The following is a 17,200-nucleotide window of genomic DNA, read 5'->3' on the forward strand; positions in this document are numbered from 1 at the left end:
CTATTTTAGAAACCAAGGTTTACACCTAATAAGAATGTTGTTGGACGTGGATAAACGTTGTTGTCAATACCACCATCAACTTCTGGGTCTAAGCCGTCATATTTTGTAGCTACTGCAATGTTGTTTACAGTACCATACACACGAAGGTTGATGTTACCTTCTGCAACATTTTTGAAGTTGTATCCAACCATTAGGTTATCTAATCTTAAGAATGATGCATTTTGTACATAGTAGTTAGAGTACTTCTGTAAAGTTGTACCAGTCTGGAAACCAGTATATAATGCATCTCTTGTTACGTTGTTCCAAGTACCATTTTGGAATACTCTATCTAACACACCATTTACAGAGTTAACGTTGTTATAAACGTAGTTATCTAATCTGATTCTACCGTTTAAGCTAAAGTCCCACTGTCCGTATGATAAGTTAGTATTGAAACCCATGAAGATATCTGCATTTGAATCTTTGTAACGGTATCTATCACCTTCAGTAATTTGACCATCACCGTTTCTATCAACATAAACACCTTCTAATGGCTTTCCTTCGCTGTTGTAAACTTGCTCTAAGACAAAGAATGAATTTGAAGGATAACCTACGCTATGTACTTGAATATTAAGACCTGTACCACCAGCGATACCACCTGTATAAACACCATCATAATTTGGATCATCAGATGCTTGAAGCTTAGTAATTTTGTTTTGGTTATATGTAACATTAAATCCTAAGTTCCAATTTAACTTTGAGTTGCTGATTACTTTTGCATTGAAGTTGAATTCAACACCTTTGTTTTCAAGGTCACCAATGTTAGCAAGTACTTGGTTGTTCAAGTTTGAACCTGCAGGTACTGGTGTTACGTTAAGTAAGTCAGTTGTTTTACGGTAGTAACCGTCAATGCTACCTGTGAATCTATCATCAGAGAAACCAAAGTCGATACCTGCGTTGTAAGTAGTTGTTGTTTCCCACTTGATGTTTGCGTCATAACCATTTGGTCTGTAAGTCTGTGAGAAAATTGGAGAACCGTCAGGGTTTGTACCAATTTGAACGTTAGCAGTTGCTGTACTTTGAGTGTAGATTGGTAAATATGGGTAATCACCTTGACCAATGTTTTGCTGACCAGTTTGACCATAACCTAATCTAAGTTTCATTGAGCTAACAACATCTGAAGTTTCTAAGAAACCTTCTTTCTTCATGTTCCAACCTAAAGCTACAGCTGGGAATAAACCCCATCTAGTATCAGGAGAGAATCTTGAAGTACCATCATTACGAACCGTAACAGTTAATAAATATCTATCAGCATAAGAGTAGTTCAAACGACCAAAGAAAGAAACTAAGTAGCTTTCAGTTTTGTATGGAGTTAATGGAGTTTTCTCAATTGTACCATCACCGTTTGTAGCATAGTCACTACCCTCTCTGTAGAAATGTTGCCATGAGTAACCTAACATCACATCTAATTTTGAATTGATTGACGAAAGGTCTTTAACATATTGTAAAGTAAAATCTAATAATTCGTTCTTTTTAGTTTGATCAAATTGAGATCTGTATCCGATGTCTGGGTAAGTCCACTTAGCACTATCAGCTTGGATGTTACTACCATCTGACCAAGAGTAGTCATAACCAACATTTAAGTTCGCTTTTAATTCTGGTAAGAATGGTAATTTGTAATCTAATTGTAAGTTACCAATAGATCTCTTTACATCTGATGTATTGTTAGTTAAATCTAACATTGCAACTGGGTTACTTGGAGCAAGTACAATTGGGTTATCCGATGCATCTAACCAAGTAAAATAACCGTAATCCCAAGGTGAACCATCTCTAACTGGTCTTGTAGGGTCGAAACCAACAGCTGAACCTACAGCACCTGTGTCTGCAAATTTGTTTTTGATGTACATACCTTTCAAGTTTAAGTTTACTGAAAGCTGATCATCAAAGAATTTTGGAGTTAATGAGATGTTACCTGTGAATCTCTCCATTTTAGAAGTTTCAAGGATACCATTTTGATCTGTATAACCTACTGATACTCTATAAGGAAGAACATCTTTTGCAGTAGTACCTGCAACACTAATATTGTGATCGGTAGAAACAGCTGGCTTTAAGATTTCACTTTGCCAATCAGTATTTGCTTCTCCTAAATCGTCAGTTCTTGAAGGTAAGATTTCGCCTACTAAGTTTGCGTATTCACCTGCATTTAAAACATCAATTTTACCTCTTGGGATAGCTACTGAAACGTTACCAGTGTAATCAATTTTCATTTTTCCACTTGCACCTTTCTTAGTAGTAATGATGATTACACCATTTGATGCTCTTGAACCGTAAATTGCTGTAGCTGAGGCATCCTTTAATACTGTGAATGTCTCAATGTCATTAGGGTTAACTGAGTTTAATGGGTTTTGCATACCTGCAACACCATCGTTATCAATTGGTACACCGTCAATTACAATTAATGGGTCGTTTGATGCAGCTAAAGATGAACCACCACGAATACGGATAGTTGATCCTGCACCTGGAGCACCACCTGATGAAGTGATGTTTACACCTGCAACCTTACCATTAAGTAAGTCTTGTGGTGAAGTAATTGCTCCTTGGTTGAAGTCATTTGCATTTACAGTTTCAATTGATCCAGTAGCATCTTCTTTCTTTACACTACCATAACCAATTACAACTACTTCTTCTAGTTGTTCAGCATCTACTTCCATGAAAACATCGATTGTAGCTGCATTTCCAACGTTGATTTCTTGAGACTTATAGCCAATGTAAGAAACCACCAAATAATCTTCACCTTCTCCAATTGTAATTTTGAATTTACCATCGAAGTCTGTTGTACCACCTTTAGTCGTACCTTTTACTAGAACAGCCACACCTGGAAGAGGATCGCCGTTCTCATCTACTACTGTACCGCTAACAGATCTCTCTTGTGCAAAAGTTACAAGAGAAAACAATAGAAGCAGCATAGTTGTAGCTAAACGCCATGTAGAGTTAATGCTCATTTTCATACTTAAACAGTTAGACAAATAGACAAGTATTTCTAAGACAGACCTAGTAGAGTTGATTGATTAATAAAATTTGAATCTTTTTCATTTTCATTTTAAATACGCTTCATACAATTACTACAAAGCAATCTTAGAATAATACAATTATCAACTTTTTATTTTTCTTCGTTGACAATGCAAAATAATCACTTCTGTTATACTTACAAAGAAATATTTTTTCACTTTCATTAAATTTTCGACTGTTAATATGAGTTTCAAACCCTTAAATCTTTTAACAGTTTAAATTTAACGATCAGAATCTTAATATAAATTATTGCGATTTTTATAAAATATAATTTCATAATTTATGATTTAATCAAAATAATAATCTTAACAATGAAAGTTTCCATGCTTAACACAATTTTAATTAATAGTAAATAATACACATCCTGTAATAGAAATAAGGGTGAAAATTACAGTCAAAAAAAAATTCCATCGAAACTAAAAAAAACACAACAAAAAAATCGAAGTTCAATTTTCAATCGGTTGCGCTATTTTTTGTGAAAAATTGAAAATAAGTAGGGCATTTCGTTAGTATTCCATATATTTTCAAAAAACAATACAATTTTCAACTCAACTTTTTGAGAAAAGCATAGCATGAGAAAAGCACAATACACGATGCAAGACATCGCTAACCAACTTGGCATTTCGAAATCTACTGTTTCTAGAGCTCTAAAAAATCACCCAGACATTAGTCAAGAAACTAAGGACGCTGTTAATAAACTTGCTGAAGAAATGGATTATCAACCTAACTCTTTGGCATTAAGTTTAAGACATAAAAAATCTTTTGTTTTAGGTATCATTGTTCCAGAGATTGTACATGACTTTTTCGCAAATGTAATTTCTGGTGTACAATCTGTTGCTTATGAGGAGGGGTACAATGTAATGATATGTATTTCCAATGAGAGCCCAGAGCAAGAGAAAGTTGATGTTAAAGCCATGTATTCTAGTAGAGTCGATGGTTTACTCATCTCGTTAACTAAAGAAACAAAAGATTTAGCTTCACTTCAAAGCATTATCAATAAAGGTGTTCCTACAGTAATGTTTGATCGAGTAGCTGAAGAGCTTGAAGTAAGTAAAGTGATTACTGATGATTTCCAAGGCGCATTTATGGCTACAGAACATCTCATTAATCAAGGATGTAAGAAAATTGTACATCTTAGTGGACCAAATAACCTTGCTATTAGTAAATTAAGACTAAAGGGCTATATGGCTGCTTTAGAAAAAAATAATATTGCTGTTGATGAATCTCTGATTGTTCCTTGTCCAAAAGGCGACCTCGACGAAGGAAAGGAAGTAACTAAAGGCATTCTCAAAAGTGGTTTAGACTTTGACGCTATCTTCGCTAATAATGATGTAAGTGCAATTGGAGCAATGAATGCTCTTAAAGAAGAAGGCAAAAAAATACCAGAAGATGTTTCTGTTGTAGGATTTGGTGACTGGAGATTATCTCAATTATTAGATCCTCCTCTATCATCAATTGAACAGTCTGGCTTTGACATTGGCCTTCAGGCAGCAAAATTATTATTTGAACAGATTAAAGCTGAAGAGAAAGACATAGAGTTCTCTCCAAGAACAGAAGTCGTTCAAAACAACCTTATAAAAAGAGCATCAAGTTTACATTAATCAACTTGATTTACTCGTCAAAAGTCTTGTAGATATCTATTCTGCAAGACTTTTTTTATTGATTAAATTAAGTATAATTTAGTCTTTATTCCACTTTATGCAATAATCAATTATCTTAGATGTTTAGAGGAGATCTTTACTTAAATAGCTATAAATTGCTTTCCTCTTCTATTCATTGATGATCTGTATACATTATGTATAAATATATTTTTATAGTATTACTTTTTGGATATTACGCTACATCTGCACAACAATACAATATTACTTCTTTCAATATACATGATGGATTAAGTCAGAACTATTGTAAAGTTTTAGAAAAGCTAAGTAATGGTGCTATCCTTATTGGAACAAAAGATTCAGGAGTCAATATAAACATTGGTACAACCTTTAAGTCTTTTGATGTTAGTGATGGGCTTTCCAATAATCATATTAATGATCTTGTTGTTGACCCTCAAGATAATATTTGGGTAGCCACCAACAATGGCATTAGTTGTGTGAGAGACAGAGAAATTTCTTCTTACTTAGAAGATGACATTGAATCATATATTATTGAAGACATTACTTATGATAACCATCTAAAAACAATTTGGGGTATAACTGTCAATAAGAAAGTTATCCGACTAAGTAAATACTATAAAAAAGATGAGTTAAAGATAAATGATAGGGTTGCATACACAGCGATAGAAGCTGATGAAGATGGACATGTTTGGATAGGTTCAAAAAGGAATGGCATCTTTATCTATAAAGGAGACTCCTTAGTAGACAAAATCGCTCTAAAATCAACTATTAACTGTATAGAACATTTATCAAATAAAAGAGTTGCGGTTGGCACAAATAATGGCGTAATCATCTTTAATAAGAGGAACCTTAAAAAAGGTGCATTTAAAATCCTAAATAATATAAAGGTTAGTGCATTAACAGAAGATAATGACAAAAACCTATGGGTCGGTACTCCTTATAATGGGGTTTATAAGACCAAAGGCATTAAAGTTTTACAAAGTATTTCAACAGATAATGGTTTAAGTCGTCAGATTTTTGATATCCAAGAAGATGATGATGGCGGGATGTGGTTTGCAACAAATAATGGACTTTTCAGATACAACAACGATATCTACACCCTTTACAGTAAAAACTTTACCATTAGTACTGATATCCTTAAAACTTATCAAACACGCGACAAAACCACTATTTTAGGTTCAGAAAGAGCATTGCATTTCATCAAAAATGATAAGCTTATTCGAAAAGAGATCTTACCCTTAAATGTCCGCCATTTAGACATTATGGAAGATCACAATAACCATTTATATATTGGTACTGAGCATGGTGTCTATGAATTTAAAAATGATAAATGGGAGAAGCTTGCCTCAAACTATATCAATAAAAACTTCCACTACCCTTCTACATTTTTTGAAAGAGACAAAAAAGTATTTGTTGGTGCTCTTAATCATATATTTGAGATCGATGGAGATTCACTGATTGAAGTCACAAATTATGAAGATAAATTAGAGAACTATCAAATCACAAAGGTCGTTATTTCGCCAGTAGACTCAACAGCTTGGATTGGAACAGCAGGTAAAGGTCTTTTTCATGTAGACAAAGAATGGAACCTAATTAAAGCATTCCAAAAAAGAGATAAATCTATACCAAGTTTAGAAATCAATGATTTAGTTTTTGATCAAGAAGGCAATCTTTGGATTGCTACTACTGATAGTGGTTTATGTAAAATCAGTAATGGTTTAGATAGGGCTATTAGTTTTCAAGATCAAAAGTTATCTATTACCAATATCCGTACTATTCAGATAGACAAACAAGGTAATGTTTGGGCTGGTAGTAACAGAGATATCAATCACCTAATAAAGATTGATAATGATATTGTTAGAGTGGAAAGGTATGGAACAGATGAAGGTTTTAATGCCTTGGGCTATTCAGAAGGAAGTGCCTCTAGAGATTCAGAAGGAAATTTATGGTTTGGCACTCAAGATGGCGGTGTAAAGATCACTCCTTCCCATCATGTGTATTCTGAGAAAACCCCACAGATCGTATTTGAAAATGTAAAGGTATTTTCAGAAGATATTCCATGGACTGATTATTCTGAAGGGATTGCAGCAGGTAGTCATTTACCTATCAAAGCAGTTTTACCAACTGAATACAATCACTTAACTATTAATTTTGTGGGCGTCTCTCAAAATGTCCCCAAAAAGATTAAATACCAATGGAAACTCGTTGGGTTTGATGATATTTTCTGCCCTCCTACTTCTAGTAATGTTGCTATTTATCCTAAACTCCCTCCAGGGGATTACCAATTTATAATAAGAGCTATCAATGCCGGAGGTATCGCTTCTCCAGATAACACTGAGTTTACATTTACTATAGATAAGCCTTTTTACAAGAAAAGAGGTGTAATAGCGCTGATCTTACTTCTAATTATCGCCTTAAGTGTATATGTTTTCTATTCCTACATGAAAACAATCAGGATTCAAAAAGAAAACTTACAAAGAAAGGTTGACGAAAGGACTTCTGATATCCTTAAACAAAGAGAGAAGCTTGAGACCGCAAAGAATGAGATAGAAAAGAAGAGTCAAGAACTTACCGAAGCTAATGAAAGAGTTTCTGACAGTATTAAATATGCCGCAACCATCCAAAATGCTTTAATTAGTTGTGATGAGCAGTTTGTGCATCTTTTCCCTAAATCATTTAATTTAAGTATCACAAAAAGTGAGGTAACAGGTGACTTTGTCTGGATGCATGAAAATGATCAATTCATTTATCTATTACTAATAGATTGTACCAATCATGGTGTCCCTGCGGCATTAATTTCCATCGTAGGAAATCAACTTTTAGAACAGTTGATTATTGAGAATCCATCTATCAAAGGTGCAGAGTTATTAATGAAATTAGACACTTCACTAAAAGATGCTCTGAAGATCTCTGAAAACACCTTAATTAGTGATGGAATGGATATCGCATGCTGTAGATTTGAAAAAGGTACGAGAAACTTGAACTTTTCGGGGGCAAGACGACCATTAATTATAATTGAAGATGGTGAATTACAAAGCATTAAAAGTAATTTTTGTAGTATAGGAATAATATTTAATGATGTTACGCCATCTTTTGATAACTTTGACTTTGAATTAAACGAAAACGCGATTATCTACCTTTTCTCTGATGGTTTTGCCAATCAGTTTAACGCTGCAGGAGAAAAGTTTAAGAAATCAAATTTCAAAAAATTGTTGACTGAAGTATCTCATCTTCCTTTGGCAGAACAATGCTCAAAGTTATATCAGGTATTTCATGAATGGAAAGAAGGTGTTGAACAAGATGACGACATGATGGTTGTCGCTTTCAAATACGAAACAAATTATGCTGAAAGTAAAAGGGATCACAAAATCATACGCGAAGTTGAGCGTCCTTAAAGGGATTGATTTAGAGATTCATAATAACGAAATCGTATCTATTATGGGAGCATCAGGTGCCGGTAAAAGTACTCTTTTACAAATTATGGGCACTTTAGATACACCAAATGATGGAGCCGTATGGATTGATAACACTGAAGTGACCAAACTAAGCGGCGATGATTTAGCAAAGTTTCGTAATGAGAAAATTGGATTTGTTTTTCAGTTTCATAACCTCTTACCTGAATTTACTGCATTAGAAAATGTATGTATGCCTGCTTTAATTGCAGGAAAGCAATTGCATGAAGTAGAAGAAAAAGGAAAACAGCTGATGAGGCAATTGAACGTTGGTGATCGTTTTGATCATAAACCAACGGAAATGTCAGGTGGTGAGCAACAAAGATGTGCTATCGCAAGAGCATTGATCAATGACCCTTTAATCATTTTTGCTGATGAACCAAGTGGAAACCTTGATTCAAATAATGCAGAAGGATTACATCAGTTATTTATAGATCTTAGAAATAATTTTAATCAGACTTTTGTGATTGTAACACACAATCATGAATTAGCTAAAATGGCCGATCGTCAACTTTGGATGAGAGATGGAAAGATAGAGTTGATGGAACAAGAATAAAAAAACATCTCATCTGACTTAATGAGCAACGATAACTCAAAACATACTCAACAAAACACAGAAGAACCAGAAAAAACGGTTACTAAAAAGAAGAAGTCGATCGGAAGAATGATCGCTAATGCTTTGCTATACCTTTTTGTTTCTATCATTGGGTTATTAATGCTGTTATTTGGTGTTGTACACTATGCCTTGAACCACTATGCTGAGCAGATCGTTGGAGAATACCTACTCCAAAAGGGTATACCTCAGGCGACAAATAATAAGTATTCTGTAGCATATGAAGACATCAATGTTCAACTTATCGCAGGATGGTCTATTCATGACTTTTTATCTAGTGGTTCTATCACATTAAACGATGTAATACTAGAAGCAGATAGTGCTTTCTTGGTAAAAAATGACAGTTTACCCATTGGTAAAAAAGATAATGTAGTTGGGATTAATGCAAAAAGAATCACACTTCAAAATATTTCATTACTAAGAGCTTTATTTCAAGAAGAAGTTTATATCGGAAATATCGTATTTGATAGTGTCACTACAGAAATTCATAAATACAAAACTGAAGAACAAGCCAAAAACAAACCTAAAAAGCCGGAAGGAGAAAAATTTAAAGGCTTACAAGATTTTTTTGACAAGGAGAAAAAACAATTTAAAAGATATCGTATTGGCAATATTGAAATCAATAAATCACATGTTCAATATTACGATCATACAAGAAAATCTGACCAAGAAATAACGATTGGTGAAATCAATACCAATATCAATGATATTTACTTAGACTCAGCAACTTTAAGGCAAAGGTTGTTACCTATTCATATCGGTTCCTTTGTGATTAATACTAAAGACGTTCGTCTCGAATTAGATAATGCTCCCTTAGGAATCAGTTTAAGAAAATTAGAGTTTTCTACGTTAGACAGTTCGTTTACTGTTTTCAATACCTCCTTATATAAAATCAATAATAGTGATCCTGCACTTCAAGGAGCAACTATACCTTTAATTTCGTTAGAGGGTATTGACATTCCTGCTTTCTTCGATGATAGTACCTTCTACGCTCGTAGATTCAATATTTCTCAACCAAGAGTAAACCTTGATCTTACAAAGAGTACTACAAAAAAGAAATCTTCGAAGAAAACAAAAATTAGTCTACCCCCTATCCTAAAAAGCATCTCTATAGATCAATTTTATTTAGAGAATGCTAATGTACCTTTTGAAACCACAAAACTTGGAAAAAGGGAGGTACATGATTTTAGTACAAGCCTTAAATATCTATACCTAGACAATTACACCTTAAACCGTACAATTCCTGCCGAATTTGATTTCTTTGATGTTCGATTAGGTTATCAGAGCTGGCGACTACCAAATGATCATTACGCCAAGGTTGGTGGCTTATATTATCATTCCAAAAGGCAGAAATTATACTTGTACTCACCGGCATATAAACCAAGAAGACAGGTGCCAGACTCTACTTCTCATGCTTATGTCAATGCCAATGCAAGAAAAGCTACTCTAAAAAATTTAGATTATAAGAAATTCCTAAAGCAACCTCTTGATAGTATTTTTCACTATCAAAATTTTATTGTGGATGCACCTAGTGTAGAATATTGGGTACCTACTCATCCACAAAAGAAGAAAACAAAAACCAAAGAGGCTAGTCCTTTATACTTGGGTTTAGATAAAGCACTTTTTACTAAAGGTCGCTTTAAATTATATTCAAATAAAGATAGTGTTTACAGAAATCGTGTCTCTGTTGAAAATATAAATTTCAAATTAGACAGTCTTTATCTCCCATTACATGATCCATTAAAATTTGACATAGCTAATGCTGATCTTAAGTTTTATGATTTACAGTTAAAGGATTTAGGTGGATATAATTTTTTATTGGAAGAGACGAAATTCTCTACTTCTGATAGTAGTGTAAGCTTACACCACATCAATATTGCCAATCATGATGTCCAATCAAAAATCTTACAAATTGACAGCCATATTGATGATATTGAGATCAATGATATTGGTTGGAGGAACTATTTAGCAACAGATTCACTTGTCCTTGGTACTTTATTTATCGATATACCAAGTTCAGAAATGCATCTTCCTCTGAAAGAGGTGAATGATCAATTTGAGAGTGTTTCAAAACAAAAGGCAAACTCTAGTGACGTCACTAAAAAGAGTCCTTTAAAATATCTAAGAGTTAACGATTTTGTTTTCAGAAAAGGTCCAATCTCAGTTTATAAACCAGATAACTCGCTTCTTGTAAAGAGTACTTCTACTGCTTTAGAGATAGAAGACTTCGAATTAAAAGATAAAAAAGTAGATTGGGAAGAATTACATTTCGTCCTCAATGGTCTATATGTCCCTATTCCAGAAATCCATCACCAAGCAAGGATTAATGAAATACGCATCAATGCTGAAAAACAAGAGTTGATTCTTGATGCATTAGCTATTGTTCCTACTAGAGAAGAAATAAAAAGAGAAAATCACATTCTCTGTGGTATCAACGAAATTAAAGTAACTGGCTTGGACTACCATATGCTTCTAGATATCCAACAAATAGATGCCGATAGCATAAATATTGAAGGGTTCAGAGGTATTGTTTCTATAGATAATAGTTTAAATCAAACAGAAGAGAAAGTCGAGGAAGAAATCAAAAAAGACTCTACACAGAACAACAAAGAAACGCTAAAATATATCGGAATTAGATCTATAAATCTTAATGCCGATGATCTATCTGTATTGATAAAGAATAAAGAAGGTAAATCAAGTTATGCTACTTTCTATGGCGGAAAGTTTATTCTGAGTGATGTAAAATCACAGCCCTCTCCTACAAGAAATATAGATAAAATATTACCAGAAGATGTATTTATAAAATTTAAAGGGTTACAATTAGAGGGTGAAAATACCTCTTTCAAATTTACATCCTCTTTAATCATTGCCGATACTAAAGGTGATAGCTTGATCTTAAAAGAAACGAATATTACTCCACAGCTAGGCTATCAAAATGTGAGTCAATTGGATTCTGCCATGGCTTTACAAGTTGGTGATTTGGCAATAAAAGGTGCAGGCTTTAAAGATCTGATCTACAATAAAAAAGTAGATATTGATTCTGTTTTAGGGAAGAATATTTATGTAATGACTCCCGCAAAATCAAAACAAAAGAAAGTAGTTGAAGGTGAAAGCATTGCCGAAAGAGTTTTTCCAAAAGAACAAATCAATGAACTATTGGAAAAATTCACCTCTATCCACATTGGCTATATTGATATAGATCAGAGCCAAGTGAGTTTTAGAACTCCAAAGAAAGAAAAGTCTTTCTCTCGACTTATGAAAAGACAAGAACAGTCTGAAGTTTTAAAAAGAGCTAAGGTCAATGAGAGTAAATTCAATAGAAAATACGAACGTATTTTAGGGAAGAAAAAGCTGAGTAATCAAGAGAAAAAAGACAGAATAAACAGTCTTCTACAAGACACCTTAGGCTTCACGGTCGAAGTCTACCCTTTAGTCCCATCCATTGTTGATACTAGTTTAGTCAATAAACAAAATAAGTCATTACTAATTCGTTCAAATGAAAATGATATAAAGGATATTCATCTGACGATAAAGGAAATCAATGTCAATGAGGAAACAATGCAAACGGATAATCAGTATATCCAAATTGAAAATATTGATGCCTCATTAGGAAAAAATAATGTAATGTTGGGGAATGGCATGTATTCTATCGCATTTGATTCCTTGAATTTCAACACACATTATGAAAACATATATCTGAAAAACTTTGGTCTTATCCCTGCCTATTCAAAAAAGGATTTTGGTGTCTATAATGAATTTCAAACGGACCGTATTGAGATATCTATTCCGGATCTTTTATTTAGAGGGTTCCATATTCAAGAATTTCTTTACGGAGACACTTTACACCTAAATGGGTTAGAAGTAGACCAATTGTCTTTATCAGCTTATCGTGATAAATCGGTACCCATCGATCCGTTTAAGAAAGACCCTAAAATGCCTCATGAAATCTTCGAGGACGTACCTATGATCTTTAGTTTGGATACTGTTACGATCACCGATAGTAGTATCGATTATGAAGAATTTAAAGGGGATATCGGTGATTCCAGAGTAGCCACTGACTCTACAGGCGGTAAATCAGGGCAATTCCAACTGAACGACTTTACAGGACAAATTTTCAATATCACTAATGATACGGCAAAATTAGTAAAGCAACCTTTTACAGAGATGTTTGTAAAGGGTACCTTAATGGATCAAGGAGGCGAATTAAAAATGTATTTTAGGATTCCTCCTCTCGACTCTTTGGGTACATATTACTATGAAGGTCAAGTAGGAGAAATGGATTTGATTAAACTGAACCCATTAATTGAAAGGTTAGAATTAGTTAAAGTAAAAGATGGGCATCTAAAAAGAATGTATTTTAAAGTACTCGCTAATGATTCTATCGCTCTTGGTAACATGCAGTTTAGGTATAAAAACCTAGAAGTGGATGTATTAAAAGACAAGGAAAAGAAAACTGGTGAGTTAAAAAGAAATGCATTTTTCAGCTCAGTTGCCAACCTGTTAATTAGAGAAGAAAACCCACGATTCCCTTCAATGAAGCAGGGGCATATTTATTTTGAAAGAAATCAGAAAAAGTTCATCTTTAATTATTGGGTGAAAACAGTATTATCTGGGATTGCTTCTACTCTATCTCCACTAATGGAACCTAATTTAAAGTACGAAACAGATGGTTCATCTAAAGATGTACTTCGAAAAAGAACTCCTGATGAGATCAAAGAGTTGAAGATGGAAATCCGTTATATAGAAAAAAACACAAAACGTAAAAACCGTCTTAAAGGACCTTTAAAACAAGTTTACTAACAATGAAAAAATATCTTTACATTGGTATAGCCGTAATCGGTTTATTATTTCTAATCTGGATCTTTCCTAAGGTAAACAGAAGAACTATTACTGCAACTGTTACTAAAACGGAGAGAAGTATTGGTAACCTTGATCAAAATAAAGATCGATTAGGTAAGTACTTAGTTTATACAATGGATGACAAAGGTAAAGCTCATGTATTTGAAAATGTAGATACATGGCTTTGGTTCAAGTTTAATTCCTCAGATGTATATGCCAAAATCCAAAGTAATAAAAAATACAACTTCAGTGTTGTAGGATTCAGAATTCCTATTTTTTCTATGTATCCAAACATTATCACAATTGAGGAAGTGTCTGGATTACCAAACAACTAAATTAAATTACAAATGAAAAATCAGTTCAACGTTATCGCTATTGCCTTCCTTATCGCATTAGGAATGGTGGCTTGTGGTGAGAAAAAACAAGCAAAAGAAGAACACAGCCATGATCATGACCACGCACATGCAGGTCACACTCACAGCCATGATGCAGTAACATTTGCAGATGGCAGCTACTCTGTAGATTTATCAAAAAGTTATATCAGATGGGTAGGTTCTAAAATAGTTGGTGATGAGCACTATGGTAAACTAAGCCTAAAATCTGGTGAAGTAGCAGTTGCTTCAGGCAGTATGGCAAAAGGATCATCTTTTGTGATTGATATGAACTCTATCGTAGTAGAAGACATCCCTGCAGACAATAAATTAAATGGTAAATTAAAAGGCCATTTAGAAGCTGACGATTTCTTTGGTGTTAAGAAATTCCCTACGGCTCAGTTTGATATTAAAGAAGTAAAATCTGTACAAAAAGGTAAAGTTGAAGTTACTGGAGATTTAACTATCAAAGGAATCACTGAAACAATTACTTTCCCTGCTCAATTAATGTCTCATGATGGTTCTATCCATGCTATGGCTGATGTTACTTTTGACAGAACTAAATATGGTATTAAATACAAGTCAGGTTCTTTCTTTGACGGTTTAGGTGATAAGGCGATCAACGATGAGATCCAATTAGAAGTTCACTTGTTTGCTGATAAAAAATAAGTAACAGAAAAAGTTCTAAAATAAAAAAGGGAGTAAGTGATTAACTTACTCCCTTTTTTATTACCAGGTTGTTGACTGTAAATCACAAGCCGCCCTAAGAATATCGCGTCTTGAAACTTGACCAATCAGTTTCCCTCCTTTAACAATTGGATATCTTCTAAACGATGAGTTCTCAAAAATCATCGCCACTTCTACCACATCTTTATCTGATGATATTGTTGTTACAGCTTTTGTCATGTAATCTTGAACAAGGCCTTGACTAGCTGGATAGTTTAAGTATCTACTTTCTAGGATAATATGCAAGCAATCTTTTTCTGAAAGCATCCCCACAAGATCTCCACTTTCATTCACCACTGGAGCTCCAGAAATCTTCTCTTCGACCAATACTTGCATGGCTTCTTCGATGTTTTGTTCTGGTTTAAAGACAATTAGCTTTTTTGTCATGTACTTCTCCACCGATGGATATGGTTTTACGTCATGTGGATCTTCAATTAAGCGTTTTGGAGTAAAATTCATAATGTTTTGGATTTACTGAGTATAGTTAATTAAGAAATAAAGGGTAAAAATTTCCCTCCATTTAATATTATTTATTCTAGTAATATACACATTATCAAGGAATAATACTAACATACATAAGAAATCATCACATATGTAATAAAAGCAGAATCTGTAAAAAGTTTGATTTTAGACTAAAGAAATTTGATATCACCGAATACTAAGCATCTAATTTTTATGAGTGATTATTCAAAGATTTTCATCAGTTGTGCCTTGTAACTTTGCCCCACAGGCAACTCCACATCACCTAATCCTAAAATATTACCTTCCAATGTTTCGATTTCTTGCACATTGACAATGTAAGATTTGTGAATTCTAATAAAGTCTTTCGATGGTAACTCATCTTCTAACTTTTTTAATGACGTTAACGCCATAATTGTTTTATCCTGGGTATGAAAAGCCACATATTCTTTTTGTCCCTCCATATACCTTAACTTATCGTATTTAACTCTATATAGTTTATAGTCAGCTTTAATACTTATACTATCAGATTTGGTGGTTACTACATGAGAACTTATTTCAGGATTGGGTTCCATTTGTAATATTCCAGATGACTGGGTATTCAATAACTCAAACTGATCACTGACTTTATTTACGCATTGAAGGAATCTTGGAAAAGTAATTGGCTTTAATAGATAATCGAAGGCATTTAGTTCGTACCCTTTTAGTGCATACTCTGAATACGCTGTTGTAAACACAATCATTGTGTTTTTTAACTGCATACTTTCCACAAATTCAATACCTGTAAGATTAGGCATTTGAATATCTAAGAACATTAAATCCACATCATTCGATTGGATAAAGGTCATAGCTTCTAAAGCGTTTTTAAAAACACCGAGGAGTTCTAGTTGTGGAACCTTAGACACATAGTTTTGGATAAGACTTCTCGCTAAGTGTTCATCATCTACAATGATTGTTTTTATCTTATTCGCCATTATTGAAACGATATCTTTAGTATAATTTTGAATTCATCTCCATCATTGACAATATCTAAAGTATGCTGATTCTTATAGATCAAGCTTAATCTCTTTTTGACATTCTCAATACCGATCCCACCTCTTGATGGATCATTATTAGGTATTACTTCAGGAGATATCGAATTGTGAACCTCAAAGATTAATTCCTTATGATCTTCTTTTAGATGAAGATTAACAAACCCATCATTGTGCTCTTCTAATTTACTGTATTTAAAAGCATTTTCAACAAATGGTTCTAACAAAACAGGTGATAATAACCTTGATGGATTCTTAATATCTATATCAAATTGTATATTTTGTTCTCCTTCGGTCTTTAAATTCTGAAAATCTATATAATTATGAAGGTAAGAGATCTCTTTACTTAACTCTACCCTATCCTCATTGCAATCATACAATAAGTACCTTAGCATTTCTGATAGCTTTGCAATGTTATCTGGTGCTTGAGGCATTTGCATATAAGACATCGTATAGATGTTGTTCAAAGCATTAAAGAGGAAATGAGGATTAATTTGCGAGCGTAGAAATTTCAATTCTGCTTGCATTTTCTCTTCTCTTAAAACCATCTCTTTTTCTTTACGCTCTTCATCGTACTTACTGACTGTTAAAACAGTACTGATCATAATGCTCATCAGTATAAAAACACTACCAAAACCAAAGGGGTAAATCCATTGGTACTCTAATTTGCCTGATAGCTTTTCTCTTAGATATTCGTATTCTTGAAAAAAGGATTCTTGATCGAGGTAAGGAAAAATAAACTCACTGATTGCCAAATATGCTTTAATTGAAATGAAATAAAGAAAGATCAATGAGATGACATAAAAAAGCTTATTGCGTCTTTCTATAAAAAGCTTTGGTATTAAGATGAGACTATTGGTCAATATTACAAAAAGAAACACAGAGATAGACAAGGTTGCTCTAAGTAATGCAAACCAAGGTCCTATCCAATAATCGAAAAAGAAGAAGAAGGCAAATAGACCTATTGTTATAAGAGGGAATGAATAACTGTTCTTTATTTTTTCTAGCATGTTCAATAAACTTTCCTCAAAAAAAATAAGAC

The 17,200-nt window shown here is 33.5% G+C and carries 10 protein-coding genes; 6 read left to right on the forward strand and 4 right to left on the reverse strand.

Annotation, left to right across the window (positions count from 1 at the left end):
* Window positions 1-5 precede the first annotated feature (5 nt).
* Entirely contained in the window at window positions 6-2,987 is a 2,982-nt protein-coding gene (locus QL232_RS20475; RefSeq protein WP_168884828.1) for a TonB-dependent receptor, read from the reverse strand.
* A 633-nt stretch (window positions 2,988-3,620) separates the two neighbouring features.
* On the opposite strand from QL232_RS20475, the gene QL232_RS20480 reads away from it, so the two are divergent.
* The 6 genes from QL232_RS20480 (at window position 3,621) to QL232_RS20505 (ending at window position 14,611) form a co-directional block, all read left to right on the forward strand.
* Window positions 3,621-4,649, forward strand: a complete 1,029-nt coding sequence (locus tag QL232_RS20480; protein WP_281615576.1) for a LacI family DNA-binding transcriptional regulator — start codon at window positions 3,621-3,623, stop codon at window positions 4,647-4,649.
* 194 nt (window positions 4,650-4,843) lie between these two features.
* On the forward strand, window positions 4,844-8,062 hold the full coding sequence (locus QL232_RS20485; protein WP_281615577.1) for a two-component regulator propeller domain-containing protein: 3,219 nt from the start codon (window positions 4,844-4,846) through the stop codon (window positions 8,060-8,062).
* Window positions 8,010-8,675: an ABC transporter ATP-binding protein gene (locus QL232_RS20490; protein ID WP_168884831.1), complete on the forward strand. Its 666-nt coding sequence runs from the start codon at window positions 8,010-8,012 to the stop codon at window positions 8,673-8,675. Before QL232_RS20485 ends, QL232_RS20490 begins: the two co-directional genes overlap by 53 nt.
* 21 nt (window positions 8,676-8,696) lie before the next feature.
* Window positions 8,697-13,532, forward strand: a complete 4,836-nt coding sequence (locus QL232_RS20495; RefSeq protein WP_281615578.1) for a hypothetical protein — start codon at window positions 8,697-8,699, stop codon at window positions 13,530-13,532.
* 2 nt (window positions 13,533-13,534) lie between these two features.
* Window positions 13,535-13,906, forward strand: a complete 372-nt coding sequence (locus QL232_RS20500) for a DUF1523 family protein (protein WP_168884833.1) — start codon at window positions 13,535-13,537, stop codon at window positions 13,904-13,906.
* A gap of 12 nt (window positions 13,907-13,918) precedes the next feature.
* A complete protein-coding gene (locus QL232_RS20505; protein WP_281615579.1) occupies window positions 13,919-14,611 on the forward strand; it encodes a YceI family protein in 693 nt (230 codons plus the stop codon).
* A gap of 60 nt (window positions 14,612-14,671) precedes the next feature.
* On the opposite strand, the gene QL232_RS20510 is transcribed toward QL232_RS20505, so the two are convergent.
* The 3 genes from QL232_RS20510 to QL232_RS20520 all read right to left on the reverse strand — a co-directional run bounded on the left by QL232_RS20510 (window position 14,672) and on the right by QL232_RS20520 (window position 17,168).
* Window positions 14,672-15,127 carry a CBS domain-containing protein gene (locus tag QL232_RS20510; protein WP_168884835.1) on the reverse strand — a complete coding sequence of 152 codons (456 nt, stop codon included), beginning with the start codon at window positions 15,125-15,127 and terminating at the stop codon, window positions 14,672-14,674.
* Window positions 15,128-15,351: 224 nt separating this feature from the next.
* Complete coding sequence (locus QL232_RS20515; RefSeq protein WP_168884836.1) at window positions 15,352-16,101, reverse strand: LytTR family DNA-binding domain-containing protein; 750 nt, start codon at window positions 16,099-16,101, stop codon at window positions 15,352-15,354.
* A complete protein-coding gene (locus tag QL232_RS20520) occupies window positions 16,101-17,168 on the reverse strand; it encodes a histidine kinase (RefSeq protein ID WP_281615580.1) in 1,068 nt (355 codons plus the stop codon). Before QL232_RS20520 ends, QL232_RS20515 begins: the two co-directional genes overlap by 1 nt.
* Window positions 17,169-17,200 lie beyond the last annotated feature (32 nt).

Origin of the sequence: Flammeovirga sp. SubArs3 (genome assembly GCF_947387565.1) — a bacterium.
In the GTDB taxonomy this organism is placed as follows: Bacteria; Bacteroidota; Bacteroidia; order Cytophagales; family Flammeovirgaceae; genus Flammeovirga; species Flammeovirga agarivorans.